The organism is Rhodobacteraceae bacterium M382 (genome assembly GCA_025141015.1).
In the GTDB taxonomy this organism is placed as follows: domain Bacteria; phylum Pseudomonadota; class Alphaproteobacteria; order Rhodobacterales; family Rhodobacteraceae; genus Aliisedimentitalea; species Aliisedimentitalea scapharcae.
On the sequence record CP081098.1, the window covers coordinates 126,515 to 145,995 of the forward strand.

Consider the following 19,481-nt stretch of genomic DNA (forward strand, 5'->3'; position numbering starts at 1 on the left):
CAACGACTTCACTCATGCGAAGGGACACATATGGCTTATCTGGAACCCATCCAAAGCTGCGCCTTGGCACCAGTTGAAAGCAGGGCGAACAAATCCGATTTGCGCGTGGACATCTTTGTGCCTGATGTGACAGCTAACGCTTCGGCACAAATGTTCCTGGACCTGTTCCAAGCAGCCAACGATCTGCTGACCGGAACACGCTATCGCGTGACCCTGCGCACCTTGTCGACACCAGTGAACGAGGACCCCCGTCAATGGCAACGCCGGACGGTCATTTTCTTGGGCAACCTGCAATCACGATGGGTTTCGCGCCCCGACCAACGCAACCGGTTGGCCTCGATCCTCAGATTGTCACCTCGCAGCATGATGATTGGGGGCGCTGTATTTCTGATGCGGGATGCCGGGATGAACCATGACGTCAATCTGGCCATCCATCCAAATTTTACCGCCGCAGCCCAGGAAGAAGGGTTGCTTGCCGATGCGTCCACCACCGTTCGGGAAGGCCGCATTAACAGCGCTTCTTCCGGCTTTGCCGCTCTGCCATTGATAGTGGATCTTATCGGTGAAGATCATGGCCCCTATATCGGCAAAACCTTGTCGGCGTATCTGGGCCTTTCGGACGGTCGCCAATCACCACAAAGCCGGGAAATCGTGTCGCTGCGCCACCGCAGCCGCGGGGACCGGTTGATCGACGTGGCCCTGAAAATGATGCAGGAGCATATCGAAGAACCGCTACAGATCCGCGAATTGGCCAGCACATTGGGTGTTTCAACCCGCAAGCTGGAACGCCGCTTTCAAGAGAAAACCGGTAGTACGCCATTGACCGTCTATCGCCAATTGCGCATCGAACGAGCGCACCAGCTGATCAGCCAGACCGACCTAACCAATTCCGAAATCGCCGTGGCAACCGGCTTTGGGTCACGCGCCAATCTGGCCCATTGGTTTCGCAAACAATATGGCACCGGACCAACCGAAGCGCGCACCCGGATGTTTCAACGACCGGCCCTGACGGGTTGACCCAGGCGCCGGGTCAACCCATTCGCAAGATCTACCCGGCAAAGCTGTAGGCCGTTTTGACCGTGGTATAAAACTCCGCAGCATACCGCCCCTGTTCGCGCGACCCATGCGACGATCCTTTGCACCCACCAAAAGGCACATGATAGTCAACGCCGGCCGTCGGCAGGTTAACCATCACCATGCCTGCCTCGCTTTGACGCTTGAACTCGCGCGCGTATTTCAGGCTGGAGGTACAGATCCCCGACGACAGGCCAAATTCTGTGTCATTGGCCACGCTCAGCGCATGATCAAAGCCTGAAACCTTGATGATGCTGGCGCAGGGACCAAAGATCTCCTCGCGGCTGGATCGCATGTCGTTGGTCGCATTCAGGAACAACGCCGGGATTTGATAATATCCGGTTGTGTCCCGGTCTACGTGTTCTCCGCCAATAACTTCGGCCCCTTCGGCCCGTGCCAGGTCCACATATTCAAGGTTCCCGACCAACTGCTTTTTCGACACCACCGGCCCGATCTGCACCGACGGATCCAGCGGATTGCCGACATTCAGAGCCTGCGCCTGAGTCACCAATCGGTCGACAAAAGCATCGTGAATACCCGCATCGACGATGATCCGGCTCGAGGCCGTGCATCGTTGGCCGGTAGAAAAGAAGGCACCGTTCAACACAACAGGTACCGCAATATCCAAATCGGCGTCATCCATGACGACCATCGGGTTCTTGCCGCCCATTTCCAGCTGAATCTTTTTCATGCTGCGGGCCGCGTCTATGGCCAGGTTCTGCCCCACAGGAACGGACCCAGTAAACGAAATCGCGTTGATCCCACTGTGCGCGGACATTGCATTGCCCACAACGGATCCTTGTCCCATCACCAGATTGAACACGCCTGCGGGACACCCTGCCTCATGAAGAACCTCGGTCAACAAGTGGGCACTGGCCGGCGTCAAATCGGCGGGTTTGAACACAACAGTATTGCCATAGGCCAGCGCAGGCGCAATTTTCCAGGCGGGAATGGCGATGGGAAAATTCCATGGCGTGATCAGGCCAACGACACCCACAGGTTCGCGCACCACATCGACATCCACATCCGTGCGCAATGATGCGATGGCATCACCTGCCACGCGGACCGCTTCGCCCGCAAAGAAACGGAACACCTGAGCAGCTCGGACAGTTTCACCAATGGCTTCTGCCAGGGTCTTACCCTCTTCCCGGGCCAGGACAGTGCCGATTTCGGTCTTGCGCGCAAACAACTTCTGCGCCACCGCCTCCAACAAGTCAGACCGCACCTGAGGCGACGCCGAAGCCCACCCTCTCAGAGCGCCGTTGGCGGCCTGGACCGCCTGATCAACCTGTTCGACCGAAGCGCGGGCATAGACACCGATCACCTCGGAAATATCTGCTGGATTGCGGTTCTCTACCGCGTCATGCCCGTCCACCCAGGCACCTGCAATTAAGTTCTGTTTCATGACTCACTCGATGTTTGGGAAGACCACTGCGCAAACCCAGCGCCAGACCGACGGATTTGACAAAAGAACCGGCTGAAGCAATCGGGGGAACATGTTGCTTCAGCCGGAGAGAGAGGCTGGACCCAGACGGGCCCAACTCTCCTATTCTGCTGCAACTGCCGTTGCGTTGATCGCAGCGTCGATTGCCGATTCGAGCACATCCAACGCCTCGTCGACCTGCTCCATCGGCGTCGTCAGCGGCGGCAAAAGACGTACAGCATTGGCACGGGTGCCGCAGGGCAGGATGATCAGCCCGCGGGCCTCAGCTTCGGCCACGATCGCCTGGGTCAGCGCCGGGTCGGGAGCGTTGCTGCCCCGGTCCGTGACCAGCTCGAACGCCACCATGGCACCTTGGCCGCGCACATCACCAATTGCTTCGTAGCCCTGACGGGCCGCGATATCGGTCAGGCGTGCAATTATGCGGTCCCCGACCTCAGTGGCCCGCTCACACAGGTTTTCTTCGACGATCACATCCAGAACTGCATGTGCCGCAGCCACCGCCAGCGGGTTGCCCGCATAGGTGCCGCCGATACCGCCCACAGGGGCGGCATCGACGACCTCGGCCCGACCGGTTACGGCTGAGAGCGGAAAGCCACCGGCCAGTCCCTTTGCCATGGTCACCAGATCGGCAGCGACACCAGCATGTTCAAAGGCAAACAGTTTGCCGGTGCGTGCGATTCCCGATTGGACCTCATCCGCGATCAACAAGATCCCATGATCATCACAGATCTGGCGCAGCGCGCGCAGGAAATCTGGCGGGGCAATGTTGAAACCACCTTCACCCTGCACCGGTTCGATAATAATCGCGGCCACACGTTCGGGATCAATCGAGCTGCGCAACATGTTGTCCAGAACCGCCAGGGATTGTTCAACTGTCACCCCGTGGAACTCATTTGGGAAAGGCACGTGCAGGACCTCGGGCGGCATGGCACCGAAAGCTTTCTTATACGGGTTTACCTTGCCGCACAGCGCCATGCCCATCAGGGTTCGACCGTGGAACGCCCCGGAAAAGGCGATGACACCGGAGCGCCCAGTATAGGCGCGGGCCATTTTCACTGCGTTTTCGACAGCCTCGGCACCGGTGGTGACCAGCATGGTTTTCTTGTCAAAGTCACCGGGGGTCGATGCATTCAGTCGCTCGGACAGGGCAATATAGCTCTCATACGGGGCGACGTGAAAACAGGTGTGGGTAAAGTTTTCGGCCTGTTTTGCCACCGCAGCCATGACTTTGGGGTGGCGATGGCCCGTGTTGTTCACCGCGATCCCGGCAGCAAAGTCGATGAAGCGATTACCATCCGCATCCCATAGTTCGGCGTTTTCCGCGCGAACCGCATAGATTCCACGGGTGGCGACACCCTTGGCCACGGCGGCCTCGCGGCGTGATTGGAGGTCAAGGCTGGCGCTCATGCGATATGTCTCCTCTGCGTGCGCTTCGATTCTTCACATCATATTGCGCATTATTTTGAACTTTACTACTTATAAATTGCGCAACATCCAGAGATTCGCCTATCCTAAGCAAAATGACACAGGGATATTCAGTCATGACAGATGATTTCGATGTTGGAGACCGGTTAAAGACGCTGAGAACACAGTTTGGCATGTCCCAGCGACAACTTGCCGAGGCCGCCAATGTACCTCATGGGCAGATTTCCATGATCGAAACCAACCGGAGCAGCCCTTCGGTGGCTTCGCTGCGCAAGATTCTAGGCGGATTTGGCATCACCATGTCTGAATTTTTTGAGCCCGAATCTATTTCAGCTCAAAAAGCCTTCTTCACTCCGGCGGAAATGCGCGACCTGACGTCTCTCTTGTATCGGCGCGATGATCCGGCCCAACAAAAAATCACCATCATGCAGGTCGGCGACGCCAAGGCACATGGCCTGCAAATCCTGCACGAACGGTATGAAGCTGGTGCAGACACCGGCGATTCCATGATCGAACACGAGGCCAACGAAGGTGGCATCGTCGTCTCGGGCGAAGTCGAAGTGACCGTCGGTGACGAAGTCCGTGTGCTGAAAGCCGGGGACGCCTATCTGTTCAACAGCCGGGAACCGCATCGGTTCCGCAATATCTCTGATCGCCCCGCCGAAGTCATCTCGGCCTGCACCCCACCTTATCTCTAACTTGACTTCCGTCATCAAAGGAAACGCTTATGTCCCCTCTTGAAGGTCTCAAAGTGGTCGAACTGGCCCGCATCCTGGCCGGTCCCTGGATTGGCCAATCGCTGGCCGATCTGGGTGCGAACGTCACCAAAGTCGAGGCCGAAAGCGGCGATGACACCCGCGCCTGGGGGCCCCCATTTATCGAACGCGATGGGGACAAAACTGCTGCCTATTACTACGCTGCAAACAGGGGCAAGACCGCGGTCGTAGCAGACTTCCGATCCGCGGAAGGTCAAAAAATCGTGCGTGACCTGGTGGCCGACGCCGACATCCTGATCGAAAACTTCAAAGTCGGCGGATTGGCGAAATACGGGCTGGACTATGACAGTCTGCGGGAGCTGAACCCGCGGTTGATCTATTGTTCGATCACAGGGTTCGGACAGGACGGCCCTTATGCCAAACGCGCGGGCTATGATTTTTTGATCCAAGGCATGTCGGGGCTGATGTCGATCACGGGCGAACCCGATCGCCAACCACAAAAAGTAGGAGTGGCGGTAACGGATGTCGTGACCGGGCTTTATGGCACCATCGGGATTCTGGCGGCGGTGGAGCAACGTCACCGCACCGGGCTGGGTCAGCATATTGATATGTCGCTACTGGATTGCGCCACCGCACTGTTGGCCAATCAGGCGATGAATTACCTGGCCACCGGCAACAGCCCAATGCGCAAAGGCAATGACCACCCCAATATCTCACCCTATCAGGTATTGCCCACGGCGGACGGGCATATCATTGTGGCCGTTGGCAATGACGGACAGTTCCAGCGGTTCTGCCGGGTGATCGAGCGCCTGGATCTGGCAGAGAACCCCGATTATGCCAGCAACGGGTTGCGGGTGTCCAACCGCGACGCGTTGACAGCTGAGTTGGCGGACTCCCTGAGCAACTGGACCTCGGCCGAGCTGTTGTCTGCACTGGAAGCGGCCACTGTGCCTGCCGGGCCGATCAACTCTATCGGGCAAGCTTTTGAAGACCCTCAGGTGCAAGCCCGTGGACTGGTGATCGAACCCGAAGGCATCAAAGGCGTACGCGGCCCTTGGAAATTCTCGGACGCCGAACTGGCGCTGGACAAGACCGCACCGGTCCTGCCCAAGGCCCAGTAGGCCGCATTCCGCAGATTCAGAAAACAGCCGCCTCGGGAACGAGGCGGCTGTTTTAGTTGGGGGTCACAGGTTTGGATCTATGCCCACAGACTCTAACGCAGACGCCAATCCCGCGATCAGAACAGCAAACCCGGTAACCACAGCGCGATCTGCGGGAAGGCCACAACCAGCGCCAACCCGATAATCTGCAGCACCACAAACGGAATCGCCGCCCAATATATGTCGCCAATGGTGATATCCGCCGGTGCAACCGATCGCATGTAAAACAGGTTGTAGCCGAACGGTGGTGTCAAATACGCGGACTGCATAGACAGAATGAACAACACCGCAAACCATGTGGTGTCATAACCCAGATCCCGCACTATCGGGACGAACAACGGCACAGTGATGAACACGATGGCAAAATCGTCCAGAAACATACCCAACACAAAGTAAGTGGCCAACATGGCGATGATCACCAGTATGGGTGACAATTCAAAATCTTCGATCAGCTCACCGACGATCATCCCCGCACCCAGGCCCACATAGATTTTCGAGAAGAACACGGCCGCGATGGTGATCCACATCAACATTCCCATCAGCTTGGTCGTCGTCAGCATGACATAGCGCAGCATGTCCCAGTTGACCCGGCCGTGCAGCGCCGCAATCACCAACGCGCCAAATGCACCAATGGCAGACGCCTCAGACGGAGACGTCACTCCGCCAATAATACACCCCAAGACCGTAGCAATCAGAACTCCTGGCGGGATCAAATGGCGCAGGGATTTCAGTTTTTCCAAACCGCTGAACCGCTCTTCATCCGGGGCGGGTGGGCCAAGGCTCGGGTTGAACCGGCAGCGCACCAATACATAAAGGATATATATCCCGGCCAGCATCAGCCCCGGCATCAGACCGGCGGCAAACAGTTTGCCCACGGAATCGCGACTGAGAAACGCATAGATGATCATCAACACCGAAGGCGGGATTAGGAAACCCAACGCGCCTCCGGCCATAATCGTGCCGGTCACCAGTTTCTTGTCATAGCCGCGTTTCAGCATCGCAGGCAGCGCGATGATACCCAATGACACGGTGGCTGCGCCGGAAACACCGGCCATGGCGGCGATCAGGGCACAAATGATGACAGTACCGACCCCCAATCCACCGGGCACCCCCCCCATCAGCTTGTGGATCATCTCGAACAAGTCATCCGTGATGCCGCTCCGTTGCAGCACAAGCCCCATGAAGATAAATAGTGGCAACGCCACCAGCAGGAAATTGTCCATCGCGCTGTAGGTCGAGCTGACCAACAATTCGAGCCCACCGGGTCCCCACAACACAAAGGCGCTGCCAACGCCGGAAATCGTCAATGCCCAGGCCAGCGGCGATCCCATCGCCATCAAGGCCAGCATTGACAGGAACATGATCGCCGTCGTGGTCAGCGGATCGAGTTCAGCCATGTTTCCTCCTCCCCGGGCAACCATTGGCTACCCGCGTAAATGCGCCCTACTTGGTGGCGGCTTCCAATAATTCGGGGTCAATGTCGCTCTCGTCTTCGCCCGCGCGAGGATCGACAAAATCAATTCCCAGCAGAACCAAAACCGAACGCAGCAATTCCGCGATGTTTTGCAGGATCACCAGGCCGACTGCGACAGGGATGACCGTCTTGATCGGGTAGATCGCCGGTTGCCAGATGCTTTTGTTCGAATACTCGCGTACTGCCCAACTGTCGGCGGCAAACTCAACGGCCATTTTAAAGAAGACACCCAGCACCACCAAGCCGATGGTAAAGATGATGGTGTCGCAGAACGCCTTGCCACGCGGCCCCATCAGGCCATAGATCACTTCGGACCGGACATGTCCGCGATGGCGCAGGGTATAGGACCCAGCCAACATGCAGAACGCTCCGTACAACATTGTCGATGTCTCATGCGCCCAAATGGTGGGCGAATTGAGGAAGTAGCGAGCCACGATTTCCAGCATCAGCACAGAGATCATGGCCAGGGTCAGCCATGAAATGGCCCGCCCGACAAAATCGGACAGGCCATCCTGGGCGACCAGATATCTGGTCACCGCGCTCATTACAGGCGGCCTTGGGCCTTGGCATTGGCGATCAATGCGTCAACAAATGCCTTGTTGCGGTCCGACCGTGCCGCCTCTTCGGCCCACACGCCTTGTGCAGCCTGTGTCAGCGCCTTGGAATCCGCATCGGGTAAAGTCGCGTATGCAAAGGTGCCATCTGCGACGCCGGCGTTGCCGTCTGCCAACCACTGGTGAATGTCATCTGCAAACTGCTGAATTGCGACGTTCAGGATCTGCTTGTGCTCATCGCTCAACTTGTCCCAAGCTGCGGGATTGGCCAAAAAGGTTTCAGTCCAGCCCGGCATCAGCATGTTCATAAAGGTATAGTTCTGGGCCGTTTCGTTCAGCTTGAGCTGTTCGTATTCAACCGGACCACCATAGATGGCACCATCGATCACGCCTGTCGACATGCCGATATACAGCTCCTGGGCCGGGAGATACACGGTTGGAATGTCAAAAGCGTTCAAAACCTTGGCGACATTGGATGTGGCGCGGATCTTGCGGGTTTTCAAATCTTCCAGAGAAGTGACCGGCTCTTTGGTCAGCAGGTCATAGTTATGACCATATCCCTTGCCCAGATACACGGTGCCGGCTTCGGAATACGCTTCGGTCAGAAGCGCTTCAACTTCGGGGCTGTCAAACAGCGCCTTCGCTTCATCCACGCTGGCCCAAGCCCCCGGAAGCCCGGCCTCGATGTTGCCGACATCCACCTGGCCAGACCAATACCCGCCGGTACCATGTACGATATCTACAGTACCCTTCGAGACGGCATCAGCAAACTGATCCGACGCGACCAGTTCACCCCCACGAAAATACTGGATACGCAGCGAACCGTTTGAAGCTTCCTTGACAGCCTTTTTGAACTTCTTGGCGATCGGATCAATTTCAGTTCCATAAAAAGTGTGGAACCGCAGGCGCACGGTTTCGGCAGAAGCAGCCGATGCAACCGATGTCAGCGCAGCGGCACCTGCAATCATGCCCAGCGCGGCACGGCGGGAAAAAGAGAGTTTCATGGTTGTTCCTCCTGGTGGGGATTGATGCATCCCAAAATATTCCAGCAGACGGACATGCGATCAATTTTTTGCGCAAACATCCATCAGCATGGCGCACCACCTACAGGATTCAGTCATATTTGCGCAATAATTTACGACTTCAATTCTTGCTTATTTGACGAATTCTCGGCAAAATCGATTGTGTCGCACGATGATTTCAAATTTTTATGGCATAGTTTCAAATATATGGCGAATATGGGCTTCAAAAAATGGCAAAGTGACGCACTCAATATTATGAGCGAAATTGTATCGCTATTTAGAGCATCATTACTTTATAAGATTGTGCGCAAGACCGAATCGAAGTTGCCCATGGGTCAACCTCCCGTCACCGCGCCCAGAAGGAGTAGCGCCCATATGAGTTCCCAGAAACCGCCCCTTCGCGGGCTGACCGAGATTTTTCGTTTCTTGCGCCGCAATGAAACGCCAATCTATGTGATCATGCCGACACCCTTTAACCTGCTGGGATTGGACCAGTGGGTTGGTGGGCTGGAGTATGTAAATTACTTTGATATTTTTGACGGGCGTCACCCGCGTACATTCCTCCCCACTCAGACCGAGCCTCAGGATTTCAGGTCGATGGAGGACGTGGGCAACTATCTGATCGATCACCCAGAGTTCCGAGCGCACGTTAAATCCCAGAGTCCTGGGATGGCGCTGTTCGTACAGTTCGATGACAAGACCGAAGAGCTGTGTGAAGAGGTCGGCCTGACCATCGGCTTGCCTTCAAACGACCTGCGCAACCGACTGGACAGCAAAATCGAAACCACCCGCCTGGGCAACGAGGCCGGAGTGCCCAGCGCGCCCAACATCATGGGCGAAGCCAATACCTATGGCGATCTGGTCAAACTGGCCGAACGCGCCGGATTGGGACGGGATCTGGTTGTTCAGACGCCTTATGGAGACAGTGGCCGCACCACTTTTTTCATCAAATCCACAGACGATTGGGACAAATACGCCAACAAGATCATAGGCCAGTCGTTGAAAATCATGAAGCGGTTGAACCATCTGCCCGGCACCATCGAAGGCTGTGCCACACGACACGGATCGCTGGTTGGTCCTGTCATGACGGACATCACCGGGTTCGAAGAAATCACTCCGTACAAGGGCGGTTGGTGTGGAAATGACATTTCGCCCAGCATTCTGCCTGACGGCATCCCGGACAAGGTGCGCGACATGGCGCGCAAGTTCGGAGATCGCCTGTACCAGGAAGGATACAAGGGCGTGTTCTGCATCGACTTCTTGCTGGATACAGACACCAACGAGGTCTATCTGGGCGAGCTGAACCCGCGTATCAGCGGTGCCTCTCCGCCAACAAACCTGATCACCTCGACCTATGGCGGTTGCCCCCTGTTCCTGTTCCACCTGCTGGAGTTCATGGACGTCGAGTACGACGTTGACATCCAAGAGATCCAGTCGCGCTGGAATCACTATGACCACTGGACCCAGCTGATCCTGAAACAAACCGACGATAAGGTCGAACTGATCACAAAAGCACCGCAATCAGGTATCTGGCAAATGGGCGACAATGGCGACATCGAATTTCTGCGCCCTGGTCACAATATCAACGCTCTGGGCAATGAGAACGAGGCGTTTTATCTGCGCGTCTATGGGGTTGGCGAATACTGTTATCACGGTGCCGATCTGGGGTGCCTGCTGGCTCGTGGCCGGATGCAGTCGGACGATCGCGAACTGCTGGATCGTGCCAAGAAGTGGAACAAGGCGATCAAGGGCGAATTCAAAAGTGTTCCGCTCTCTCCCCACACGCATGTTTCGCTGCCAACCGACATGACGGCAGGGAAATGGTTCTAGAACCGAACACAAATGGGTTGGATGTGGACGCTGCCCATGCCCAATTGACGTTCCGGTGCTTATGCGAACAGGCACCGGACGATGCGTGGCGGCGTGTCGTTGCACACGGGTGGCCAGGTTGGCGCGAATGGTTTACGTCGCGCGGTGGAAATGACCTGCCCATCACAGAAGCACATCGTGCCCTGCGTCGGTTCATGCCCGAATTCGAACCCCTCGTGGAAGAGCTCAATCAGGCAACCAACCCAGACGAGTCCCTGCAAAGGTTTCTCACGTTCTGGTGCCCACCGCGCTATCTGGTGAACTGTTCGCAGGCGGTAATTGTGGATGACAAAGGTCCCTTTCTGATCCGCAATTATGATCTGGATCCTGCGCTGAATGAAGCGACACTGCTGACTACTTCCTGGCGCAGCACGCGGGTCATGGGCATGGTCGAGGCCATGGCGGGGCTGGCTGACGGAATGAACGAACACGGGCTGACAGCGTCGCTGACCTTTGGTGGGCGGATCAACGTGGGCAAAGGGTTCGGTATTCCGTTGATCATGCGCTATTTGCTTCAGATGTGCCGTGATACCCAGGACGCAGTCGACCTCTTGCGGGCTGTCCCCGCGCATATGTCTTATAACATCACGCTGATTGATGCCTCGGGGGATTGGTCAACCGTAATGGTCGCTCCAGACCGGCCAACAATCGTTCGCCAACAACCTTGGGCAACCAACCACCAACTGGGCGTGGAATGGCCTCGGCATGGGCGGATCTCGAACACGTTGGGACGGGCGCAACATCTGGAACGGCTGCTAGAAGATACAGCCACGAACGCCTGCACTCTGCACCAGACGTTCCGTCAAAAACCCGTGTTCAGCACAAACTACCGTCAGGGGTTCGGCACCGTCTACACCGCGGCCTACCGCCCCTTGCAGCGCGAGGTCCAACTGAGCTGGAGCGATGGAACAACGGTTGTTCGTACGATGGATCAGGTCGGCTCTCACAAACAGCCTATCGCCTATTTCGACAGCGGGTCCCGCGCACCCGCAACACCCACCTATACCCCACCAGCGTGGCACCCCGATTGGTACGACGTCTTTGTCAAAGCCACCCACCCGGCGCATAGCGGCCCGGAACAGGTCCGCCTGGCCGCGTTCTGGCGGCGCAACCATTTTGGGCAGGACCATGACTGGTGGAACCTGCTCCCCAACACCACCGACATTCTTCAGGAGGATAGCTAATGTCCCGTTTCGCCATCGCCGGCATCCAGATGCACATTACCACCCATCGCAATATCGAAGAGATGCGCCAGCGGATGGAAATCCTGTTTCATTTGTACCCATGGGTCGAAATGGTCGTATTTTCTGAACTGGCCGCGCACGGTCCGGCACTGCATGCTTCCCAGCCGATAGGCGGAAGTTATGAACGTGAATTTGCCGAGATGGCCCGCCACTATGACACATGGCTGATCCCCGGGTCATATTTTGAAGAGCTGGACGGCGCGATCTATAACACCACCCCGGTCTTCAACCCCGAAGGCGAGGTGGTCACCCGCTATCGCAAGATGTTCCCGTTCACACCCTATGAAAAAGGTGTCACCCCAGGTCGCGAATTCTGCGTCTTTGATGTCCCGAACGTGGGCCGTTTTGGTGTTTCAATCTGTTATGACCTGTGGTTCCCCGAAGTGACCCGGACCCTGACATCCATGGGGGCCGAGGTCATTATCAACCCCGTATTGGCCAGCTTTGTCGATCGTCCGGCCGACCTTGCGATTGCCCAGGGTTCCGCGGCGATGTTCCAGTCCTATATTTTCCACATCAACGGTTTGCTGGCAGGCGGAAACGGCTATTCCATGGTCATCGATCCGGCTGGCCAAATCCTGCATCGCGGCAACGTTCAAGAGGAAATGATCCCCATCGAAGTGGACTTCGAACTGGTTCGTCATCAACGCCGCAATGGTATCCTGAACATGGGTCAGCCGTTGAAAAGCTTTCGCGACAACACCGTCGAATTCCCGCCCTACCAGCCCGGGTTTGACCGCGGCTATCTAAATTCTCTCGGGCCGCTGCAAAAGCCCGCCCGGAGGGCAGGGAAAACGGCAATCGCTGCCCTGCCAGCCGCGATGCCCGCAACCGATCAGAAGACCGGTTGAAAGAACCCCATTCCAAAACTTGATGTGAAAGGAAAGCACATGACTTCATCTCACGCCAAAATCCCGACCAAACCCAAAGGGTTCAACGCCATCACCGCTTCGATTGCGGTTCCAAACATCTCGGATGCTGTTGCTTTTTATGCCGACACTCTGGGCGCTGACCTGATCGAATGCCTGACCATCCCCGGTTCTGAAACCGCCATCTATGCAACGATCAAAGTTTCCGGCACCACGGTTGTTCTGAACCTAGATGACACGGCCCTGCCTTATGGCGAACCAGGCCACGTGACCCTGCACCATTATCTCAACGATATCGAAGAGGTGTTTGAAAAGGCAATCAACAACGGCGCGGTGGTTGTTTCGCCCATCACCCCGGCCTGGTGGGGGGATTTAACGGCCGTTCTGGTCGATCCCTTTGGTGTCCGTTGGAGCCTGGCGCAACGTGCCGAACAGTTAAACTCACAGGAACGCAGACAGCGACTCGAAGCGCTGTATAGCCCACCCAAAGTCGAAGAGGTGCCTGAGCAGGTTGGTCCGGGTTTCGAAGCGGGCACCTAAATGCGGCAAAACTTATCAACCTATCGGTAAAACAACTTTGCCTGATCGCGGGCGGTCGCGGATAGTTTCCCTGAACTGCAAAAAAGGGAACCGAGATGAAAATCGTCCGGACCGACCGCGAATTGCAAACGCCCCGATTGGACACAGCATTGACAGCGGCCGGGCATGAGCTTGTGTTGTTGCCAGACGGGGTACCCGAAGATGATTTGATCGCGGCCTGCACCGATGCCGACCTGGTCCTGATGTGCTATACGCCGATTACACGGCGGGTGATCGAAAATGCGCCGCGGCTGAAAGGGATCGTGAAATACGGTGTCGGGATAGACGCCATCGACATCCCCGCCGCCATCGACAACGGCGTCTCTGTGGTCAACATCCCCGAATACGCCGAGGAAACGGTGGCCGAAGGTGCATTTGCACTGATGATCGCGCTGGCCAAGAAGCTGACCCGTTTAAACACCCACATGACCACATCGGGCTGGGCCTGGCCCGAGCCGACTTGGCTAGGAACTGACATCGCTGGAAAGACGGTTGGAATTATCGGGTTGGGCAAAATCGGACGCAGCATGGCGCGCATGGCCGGAGCTGGGTTCCGGGCCCGGGTCATCGCCTACAGCCCGCATACCTCTGACGACGAGATGCGAAATCAGGGCGTTAAAAAGATAGAGAATTTGCACGATTTTCTGGAGCAATGCGATTTTGTCACCATCCATAGTGTCCTGAATGATGAAACCCACGGGCTGATCGGTGCGGCCGAACTGCGGACGATGAAGGAAACCGCATTTCTGATCAATGTGTCACGCGGTGCCATCGTGGACGAAACCGCGCTGGTTCAGGCGATCACACAGGGTTGGATTGCAGGCGCGGGATTGGATGTATTCAGCCAGGAACCTCTGACACGCCGTGGCCACCCGATGAGCGCACTGTTTGACCACCCCAATGTGATCCTATCCCCGCATCTGACGTTCTACACCGAACAGGCGATGCAACGGCTGGAAGACGAAACGCTGGAACGCTGTTTGGAGGTTCTGGAGGGGCGCGACGTTCAGATTACATCAACGGACCCAAGGTTGCGCGCCCAGACCTCGGGCGTCACGTTCACAAGTCGGTAAACCACCGTTTCATTTTCCCAAAGCAATCAGGATTATGCCGGCTCCAACGACCATCGCGGCAAACAATCGTGTGCTCCGGGGCCCCTCGCCAAACCACATCACTCCGATCAACGCAGCAAAAATCACTGACGTTTCCCGCAGCGCTGATACAAGCCCCAGAGGAGCCAGCGTCTTGGCATACAGAACCAGCGCATATGCGGTTCCCGACACAATGCCGCCCATGAATCCAAGAAACAGCGCCTTGGCCGGTTCGGCCCGCAGTCGGTCAATCCGGGTCGGGAACAGGAACAAGACGATCAGGATCTTGGACAGAAACAACCATGTGATATAACTTAACGCATTGCCCGACAGCCGGACACCTACCCCGTCCACCAACGTATAGATCACCACGGTTCCGCCAATCCCCAAGGCTGCAAAAACCGCATTCTTGGACAGGGTCGATTGAAACGCACCGCGCGCCAAAAGCATTATTCCCAGGGACACGCACAGGATTCCGATCCACGCTTGGATCGGCAGTTTCTCTCCCACGATGCCCTGTGCCCCGAGCGCCACCATAACCGGCGCAAAACCGCGTGCGACCGGATAGATCAGGCTCAGATCCCCCATCCGGTACCCGATGTTCAACATAAAGAAATAGACCCAGTGGATCAGAATGGACGCCACCATATACGGGATAGCGGCCATATTCGGTGCGGGGACAAAGCCAATGAAAACCAGGCTCCAAACCACATGCCCCAAGGCAATCATGCCCAGGGTGATCACCCGATCTCCCGCACCTTTGACAATGGCATTCCACAAGGCATGGAGAAAGGCGGCCGACAGAACGACCACCCCAACCCAAACTGTCATGCAGCAGCTTTTATTGCAGTCACCACAATATCCAGTGCCCGATCCAAATCAGCACGCGAGATGGTTAATGGCGGAGACAACGTCAATACACACCCTTGGCTGATCTTGAAACTCAAACCAGCGTCGAGACAGGCATAATATATCTGTTCTGCCCGCGCATTCCCGGGGGTCTTGTCGGCCCGATCTTCAACAATTTCGACACCGAACATCAGACCACGACCGCGAATGTCACCAACGATCTCGACATCACCCAGCCGGTTCTGAAGCTGATCCATCGCATATAGGCCCAATTCGGCCGAACGTTCGACCAAACCTTCTTCTTCGATGATCTGGATCGTGGTCAATGCCGCCCGCGATGTCACCGGATTCTTTTCGTGGGTGTAATGCCCAATGGCGAAATCACCGCACACATCCAGGTCAGCCCGCGCCACACAGGCAGCGATCGGCAAGATGCCCCCGCCCAATGCCTTGCCCAGCGTCACGATGTCCGGAATAATTTCATCATGCTCAAATGCGAACATCCGACCCGTCTTGCCCAACCCGGTCGGGATCTCGTCCATGATCAGCAAAGCACCGCGCCGATTACAGGCTTCGCGCACGGCCTTCCAGAACCCCGGAGGCGGCACATAGGGAACCGCGCGCATTGGCTCTGCGATAACGGCTGCCACGTCGCCCTCGCGCTCCAGCACAAAATCCACCATCTTGGCGCAGGCCAATCCACACGTATCCGGACCGGCGTGATTATAGGGGCACCGATAGCAGGCAAAAGGCGCAACATGCTCGGTTCCCGGCAACAATGGTCCGGCAATATGGCTGCGGAACGTTGCTTCGCCGCCGACGCTGGCCGCGCCCATGCCAGCACCGTGAAAGGAATCCCAGAAGGAAATCGTCTTGAACCGGCCCGTCGCAGCACGGGCTATTTTCAGAGCGACCTCATTGGCGTCCGACCCGCCGGTGGTAAACAAGACCTTGCCCAAATCCCCCGGCGCAATCTGTGCAAGCTTTTCTGCCAGTTCGACCGCTGGGTCATTGGTAAACCGGCGCGGAGCAAATGGCAGATCATCCAATTGCGCTTTGATGGCTGCCACCAGTTTCGGATGCCCATAGCCGATGTGATGCACAGAGTTCCCATGGAAATCCATGAACCGGCGCCCATCCATGTCCTCAATCCAGATGCCGTCTGCCTTGGCAATGGTACTGACACAGGGGCTGGACAGGCTTTGATGCAAAAATGCCGATGAATCCCGTTTCAACAGCGGCTCAGACCGGGGCCCGATGGATTTCTTTAGCCAGGTCCTCCGCGCATCGGACGTGTTGGACTCTCCTTCGGTGTGAACGATCTTGCTGGACATGGGGCCTCGCTGAAAAAAGGGCGGCCCAAATGGGCCGCCAGGGAGAACTTGGAAATGATTAGTTAGGCCAGGGAAGCGAGTAAGTTTTGACGTTTGTGAAGAACTTCATGGCTTCTGTTACGCCTTCTTTCACTGCGTTTCCGCTGTCCTTGATACCTCCAAAGGGAGAGGTTTCGATGCGGTATCCGGGTTGTTCCCAGATGTTGCAGGTGCCCACATCCAAACCATTGATATAGGAAATCGCCCGGTTCAGATCATTGGTGCAGACACCGGATGACAGACCGAATGCAGTTGAGTTCGAGATCTCCATGACCGCGGCGTCATCGTCGGGCACCCGCACGATTGGAATAATCGGGCCAAAGGTTTCTTCCATAACCAATTCGCTGCCGTGGGGCACCTTGTCGACCACAATCGGTGGCAGCAATGCGCCCTGGCGGCCAGGGTGGTACAAGATCTCGGCACCTTCTTCCTCGGCCATATAGACCCGCTTTTCGAACAGCTCTGCTGCCTGGGCATGGATCACACAGCCCAGTTCGGTTTCCGGGTCCTGCGGGTCGCCAAATTTGATCTTCTTGGCCTTTTCCAGCACCAGGGGCACGAATTTGTCGGCCACGCTTTCCTGCACCAAAATCCGTTTGATCGCGGTACACCGCTGACCCGAATTTCCGGTCGCCCCGGCCACGGCAATGGTCGCCGCCTTGTCCAGATCGGCGTCACTCAGGTCGTTGCAGATGATCAGCGGGTCATTTCCGCCCAGCTCCAGCGCCTGTCGGGTATAAGACGCCTTTTCGGCGATCAGCTTGCCCACCGGCACACCACCGGTAAAGGTGATGATATCAATATTTTCATTGACGATCATCTCTTCGCCAATGTCCTGGGGCCAACCGGTGACAACCTGGAACATCTCGGGCGGCAGGCCTGCTTCGTAGAGGATATCGGCCAGCGCCAGCGCCGTCAGCGGCGTCAACTCGGTCGGCTTGCAGACCATGCAATTGTTGGTGGCAATCGACGGGGCGATCTTGTGGCTGACCATGTTCAGCGGATGGTTGAACGGGGTGATCGCTGAGATCGCCTTGACCGGTTCGCGCTTGGTAAAGATTTTGCGCTCTTTGCCGTTGTGGGTCAGGTCGCAGGAAAAAATCTCGCCATCGTCGTTCAACGCCTGGGCGGCGGCGAACTGGTAAACATCCTGAGCGCGCTTGGTTTCATAAATCGCGTGCTGGTGGCAAATGCCCAGTTCCAGCGTCAGCCATTTGGCCAGGTATTCGCGTTTTTCGCCGATCAGCTCACCTGCACGCTGCAGGATCTGTGATCGCTCATAGCGCGACAGTTTGGATTTGTAATTGGCCGCGATTTCAAACGCCTTACGCGCGTGTTCGGCCGTACCCGCAGGTACGGTGCCGATCACCTCGTCGGTATAGGGGTATTTCACCGGGACGACAGCGTCCGTAAAGACGATCTCGCCGCCGATGCGCATACCTTCGTTGCGGATTTCGTTTTGTGTCATGGGCTGGTCTTTCATCAGAGGGCCGCCGCCTGGGTGGCGTAAAAGAACGCATCAAAGTTGCGCAGAACCGGTTGCTCTGGCAAGGGCAGAACCCGATTGCAGATAAACGGAACTTCCTGTTCGGTGAGCCCGCCATGGCTGCGCAGCGGTTCCTTGAGCGCCGCCAGATCGTGACGATGTTCGGATGTGCCGATGCAGATGTTTTCGCCTGACACCATCACGATGTCTCCAATCCGGTCGCTGGGCAGTTCAAACCGGGCCACGGCCTGGGCGTTGGTCAACACATGAGTGATCCCGTCAATCGCCAGCAAACGGTCCATGATGTCTGCCTGATCAGCCCCTTCGGGCAGATAGCAGGTGGCAAAGGAGCCCAGCGCGCCATGGTGCACCACATAAGGGTCAGTAATCGGCAGGATCACCCGCGCCGCGCCTTCGCCCAGCCAGTCATCCATCAAGTCCTGCGCATAGATCACCGCGGGGCTGCCATCGGCCAGATGCTTGGGCTTCATACCGTGGTCTGCCGTCACCACAATGGCCGCACCCAATTCATCCAGTTCACCCAGATAGCGGTCGAACATTTCGTAGAAGTCCAACGCGCCTTGCTGTTCGGGGGCGAATTTGTGCTGGATGTAATCAGTAGTCGACAGGTACATCACGTCCGGTTTGAAATCTCGCAGCAGCTTGACGCCCGCTGCAAAGACAAACTCGCTCAACTCCGCGGAATAGACTTCGGGAACCTCCATACCCAGCCACTCACTGGCATTGTCGATGCCGTGTTCTGCCTTGGTGGTTTCGCCCGAACGCTCTGATGAAAACGCCACGGCGCGGTCTTCGTCAAACTTCAGACCTGCGCCCAACAACGCGCGCAGCTTGTCCTTGGCCGTGACCATCGCCACCCGGGCACCTGCTTCGTAGAATTTGGAGAACAGCGTCGGGGCCCGCAAGAACCGCACATCGTTCATCATGACTTCTTCGCCAGTGTCCGGGTCAATCAGATAATTGCCGCAAATCCCGTGTACGACTGGTGGACGTCCGGTTGCGATCGACAGGTTGTTGGGGTTGGTAAACGACGGGATCACCGAATGCGCCAAACGATCGGTGCCGTCGGCCCGCATCCGTTTAAGGTTCGGCATCAGGCCTTTTGCAATCGCCACTTCGAGGTATTCGGGTTCGCAGCCGTCCAGGCAGATCGCAATCGCGCAAACCTTGGGCACATCATAGGCCCGACCATTTGCTACAACAGGGGATGATATAGTCATGAAAGTAGTTC

General features: G+C 56.7%; 17 protein-coding genes. 8 read left to right on the forward strand and 9 right to left on the reverse strand.

The window, feature by feature from the left end; genetic code table 11:
* Window positions 1-150: 150 nt before the first annotated feature.
* Entirely contained in the window at window positions 151-1,017 is an 867-nt protein-coding gene (locus tag K3727_00610; protein UWQ93218.1) for a helix-turn-helix domain-containing protein, read from the forward strand.
* A gap of 31 nt (window positions 1,018-1,048) precedes the next feature.
* On the opposite strand, the gene K3727_00615 is transcribed toward K3727_00610, so the two are convergent.
* Window positions 1,049-2,479 (reverse strand): aldehyde dehydrogenase family protein, encoded by a 1,431-nt coding sequence (locus tag K3727_00615; GenBank protein ID UWQ91356.1) that lies wholly within the window; start codon window positions 2,477-2,479, stop codon window positions 1,049-1,051.
* 141 nt (window positions 2,480-2,620) lie between these two features.
* On the reverse strand, window positions 2,621-3,925 hold the full coding sequence (gabT, locus tag K3727_00620; protein UWQ91357.1) for a 4-aminobutyrate--2-oxoglutarate transaminase: 1,305 nt from the start codon (window positions 3,923-3,925) through the stop codon (window positions 2,621-2,623).
* Between the two features lie 134 nt (window positions 3,926-4,059).
* Between gabT and K3727_00625 the strand changes: the two genes are divergently transcribed.
* Window positions 4,060-4,641, forward strand: a complete 582-nt coding sequence (locus tag K3727_00625) for a cupin domain-containing protein (GenBank protein UWQ91358.1) — start codon at window positions 4,060-4,062, stop codon at window positions 4,639-4,641.
* Window positions 4,642-4,670: 29 nt separating this feature from the next.
* Window positions 4,671-5,780, forward strand: a complete 1,110-nt coding sequence (locus tag K3727_00630; GenBank protein UWQ91359.1) for a CoA transferase — start codon at window positions 4,671-4,673, stop codon at window positions 5,778-5,780.
* A 116-nt stretch (window positions 5,781-5,896) separates the two neighbouring features.
* Here K3727_00630 and K3727_00635 read toward each other — a convergent pair whose 3' ends face one another.
* The 3 genes from K3727_00635 to dctP are packed head-to-tail and all read right to left on the reverse strand — an operon-like array spanning window position 5,897 to window position 8,851.
* Window positions 5,897-7,216: a TRAP transporter large permease subunit gene (locus tag K3727_00635; protein ID UWQ91360.1), complete on the reverse strand. Its 1,320-nt coding sequence runs from the start codon at window positions 7,214-7,216 to the stop codon at window positions 5,897-5,899.
* 46 nt (window positions 7,217-7,262) lie between these two features.
* Window positions 7,263-7,838: a TRAP transporter small permease subunit gene (locus tag K3727_00640; protein UWQ91361.1), complete on the reverse strand. Its 576-nt coding sequence runs from the start codon at window positions 7,836-7,838 to the stop codon at window positions 7,263-7,265.
* Window positions 7,838-8,851, reverse strand: coding sequence for a TRAP transporter substrate-binding protein DctP (dctP, locus tag K3727_00645; protein ID UWQ91362.1), 1,014 nt, complete (start codon window positions 8,849-8,851; stop codon window positions 7,838-7,840). The genes K3727_00640 and dctP overlap by 1 nt, the downstream gene beginning before the upstream one ends.
* 393 nt (window positions 8,852-9,244) lie before the next feature.
* Here dctP and K3727_00650 point away from each other — a divergent pair, with 393 nt between their 5' ends.
* The 5 genes from K3727_00650 to K3727_00670 all read left to right on the forward strand — a co-directional run bounded on the left by K3727_00650 (window position 9,245) and on the right by K3727_00670 (window position 14,503).
* On the forward strand, window positions 9,245-10,699 hold the full coding sequence (locus K3727_00650) for a biotin carboxylase (protein UWQ91363.1): 1,455 nt from the start codon (window positions 9,245-9,247) through the stop codon (window positions 10,697-10,699).
* On the forward strand, window positions 10,690-11,922 hold the full coding sequence (locus tag K3727_00655) for a hypothetical protein (protein ID UWQ91364.1): 1,233 nt from the start codon (window positions 10,690-10,692) through the stop codon (window positions 11,920-11,922). Before K3727_00650 ends, K3727_00655 begins: the two co-directional genes overlap by 10 nt.
* Window positions 11,922-12,833, forward strand: coding sequence for a carbon-nitrogen hydrolase family protein (locus K3727_00660; protein UWQ91365.1), 912 nt, complete (start codon window positions 11,922-11,924; stop codon window positions 12,831-12,833). Before K3727_00655 ends, K3727_00660 begins: the two co-directional genes overlap by 1 nt.
* Before the next feature lie 39 nt (window positions 12,834-12,872).
* The gene (locus K3727_00665; protein ID UWQ91366.1) at window positions 12,873-13,391 is read left to right on the forward strand and encodes a VOC family protein; all 519 of its coding nucleotides are present in this window, start codon (window positions 12,873-12,875) and stop codon (window positions 13,389-13,391) included.
* Between the two features lie 95 nt (window positions 13,392-13,486).
* Complete coding sequence (locus K3727_00670; GenBank protein ID UWQ91367.1) at window positions 13,487-14,503, forward strand: C-terminal binding protein; 1,017 nt, start codon at window positions 13,487-13,489, stop codon at window positions 14,501-14,503.
* Between the two features lie 9 nt (window positions 14,504-14,512).
* On the opposite strand, the gene K3727_00675 is transcribed toward K3727_00670, so the two are convergent.
* From K3727_00675 to phnA, 4 genes are read right to left on the reverse strand one after another with little or no spacing between them, the layout of a single operon-like run.
* Window positions 14,513-15,352: a DMT family transporter gene (locus K3727_00675; protein ID UWQ91368.1), complete on the reverse strand. Its 840-nt coding sequence runs from the start codon at window positions 15,350-15,352 to the stop codon at window positions 14,513-14,515.
* Window positions 15,349-16,704, reverse strand: a complete 1,356-nt coding sequence (locus tag K3727_00680; protein UWQ91369.1) for an aspartate aminotransferase family protein — start codon at window positions 16,702-16,704, stop codon at window positions 15,349-15,351. The genes K3727_00675 and K3727_00680 overlap by 4 nt, the downstream gene beginning before the upstream one ends.
* A 58-nt stretch (window positions 16,705-16,762) precedes the next feature.
* Entirely contained in the window at window positions 16,763-18,211 is a 1,449-nt protein-coding gene (phnY, locus tag K3727_00685; GenBank protein ID UWQ91370.1) for a phosphonoacetaldehyde dehydrogenase, read from the reverse strand.
* 14 nt (window positions 18,212-18,225) lie between these two features.
* Window positions 18,226-19,470, reverse strand: coding sequence for a phosphonoacetate hydrolase (phnA, locus tag K3727_00690; protein ID UWQ91371.1), 1,245 nt, complete (start codon window positions 19,468-19,470; stop codon window positions 18,226-18,228).
* Between the last annotated feature and the right edge of the window lie 11 nt (window positions 19,471-19,481).

What these genes read in the sequence shown, in the direction of transcription:
- phnA (UWQ91371.1), bottom strand. Translation starts at nt 19,470, where the DNA reads ATGACTATATCATCCCCTGTTGTAGCAAATGGTCGGGCCTATGATGTG.
- gabT (UWQ91357.1), bottom strand. Translation starts at nt 3,925, where the DNA reads ATGAGCGCCAGCCTTGACCTCCAATCACGCCGCGAGGCCGCCGTGGCC.
- K3727_00635 (UWQ91360.1), bottom strand. Translation starts at nt 7,216, where the DNA reads ATGGCTGAACTCGATCCGCTGACCACGACGGCGATCATGTTCCTGTCA.
- K3727_00655 (UWQ91364.1), top strand. Translation starts at nt 10,690, where the DNA reads ATGGTTCTAGAACCGAACACAAATGGGTTGGATGTGGACGCTGCCCAT.
- K3727_00610 (UWQ93218.1), top strand. Translation starts at nt 151, where the DNA reads ATGTTCCTGGACCTGTTCCAAGCAGCCAACGATCTGCTGACCGGAACA.
- K3727_00665 (UWQ91366.1), top strand. Translation starts at nt 12,873, where the DNA reads ATGACTTCATCTCACGCCAAAATCCCGACCAAACCCAAAGGGTTCAAC.
- K3727_00650 (UWQ91363.1), top strand. Translation starts at nt 9,245, where the DNA reads ATGAGTTCCCAGAAACCGCCCCTTCGCGGGCTGACCGAGATTTTTCGT.
- K3727_00675 (UWQ91368.1), bottom strand. Translation starts at nt 15,352, where the DNA reads ATGACAGTTTGGGTTGGGGTGGTCGTTCTGTCGGCCGCCTTTCTCCAT.
- K3727_00615 (UWQ91356.1), bottom strand. Translation starts at nt 2,479, where the DNA reads ATGAAACAGAACTTAATTGCAGGTGCCTGGGTGGACGGGCATGACGCG.
- K3727_00670 (UWQ91367.1), top strand. Translation starts at nt 13,487, where the DNA reads ATGAAAATCGTCCGGACCGACCGCGAATTGCAAACGCCCCGATTGGAC.
- dctP (UWQ91362.1), bottom strand. Translation starts at nt 8,851, where the DNA reads ATGAAACTCTCTTTTTCCCGCCGTGCCGCGCTGGGCATGATTGCAGGT.
- K3727_00660 (UWQ91365.1), top strand. Translation starts at nt 11,922, where the DNA reads ATGTCCCGTTTCGCCATCGCCGGCATCCAGATGCACATTACCACCCAT.
- phnY (UWQ91370.1), bottom strand. Translation starts at nt 18,211, where the DNA reads ATGACACAAAACGAAATCCGCAACGAAGGTATGCGCATCGGCGGCGAG.
- K3727_00640 (UWQ91361.1), bottom strand. Translation starts at nt 7,838, where the DNA reads ATGAGCGCGGTGACCAGATATCTGGTCGCCCAGGATGGCCTGTCCGAT.
- K3727_00625 (UWQ91358.1), top strand. Translation starts at nt 4,060, where the DNA reads ATGACAGATGATTTCGATGTTGGAGACCGGTTAAAGACGCTGAGAACA.
- K3727_00680 (UWQ91369.1), bottom strand. Translation starts at nt 16,704, where the DNA reads ATGTCCAGCAAGATCGTTCACACCGAAGGAGAGTCCAACACGTCCGAT.
- K3727_00630 (UWQ91359.1), top strand. Translation starts at nt 4,671, where the DNA reads ATGTCCCCTCTTGAAGGTCTCAAAGTGGTCGAACTGGCCCGCATCCTG.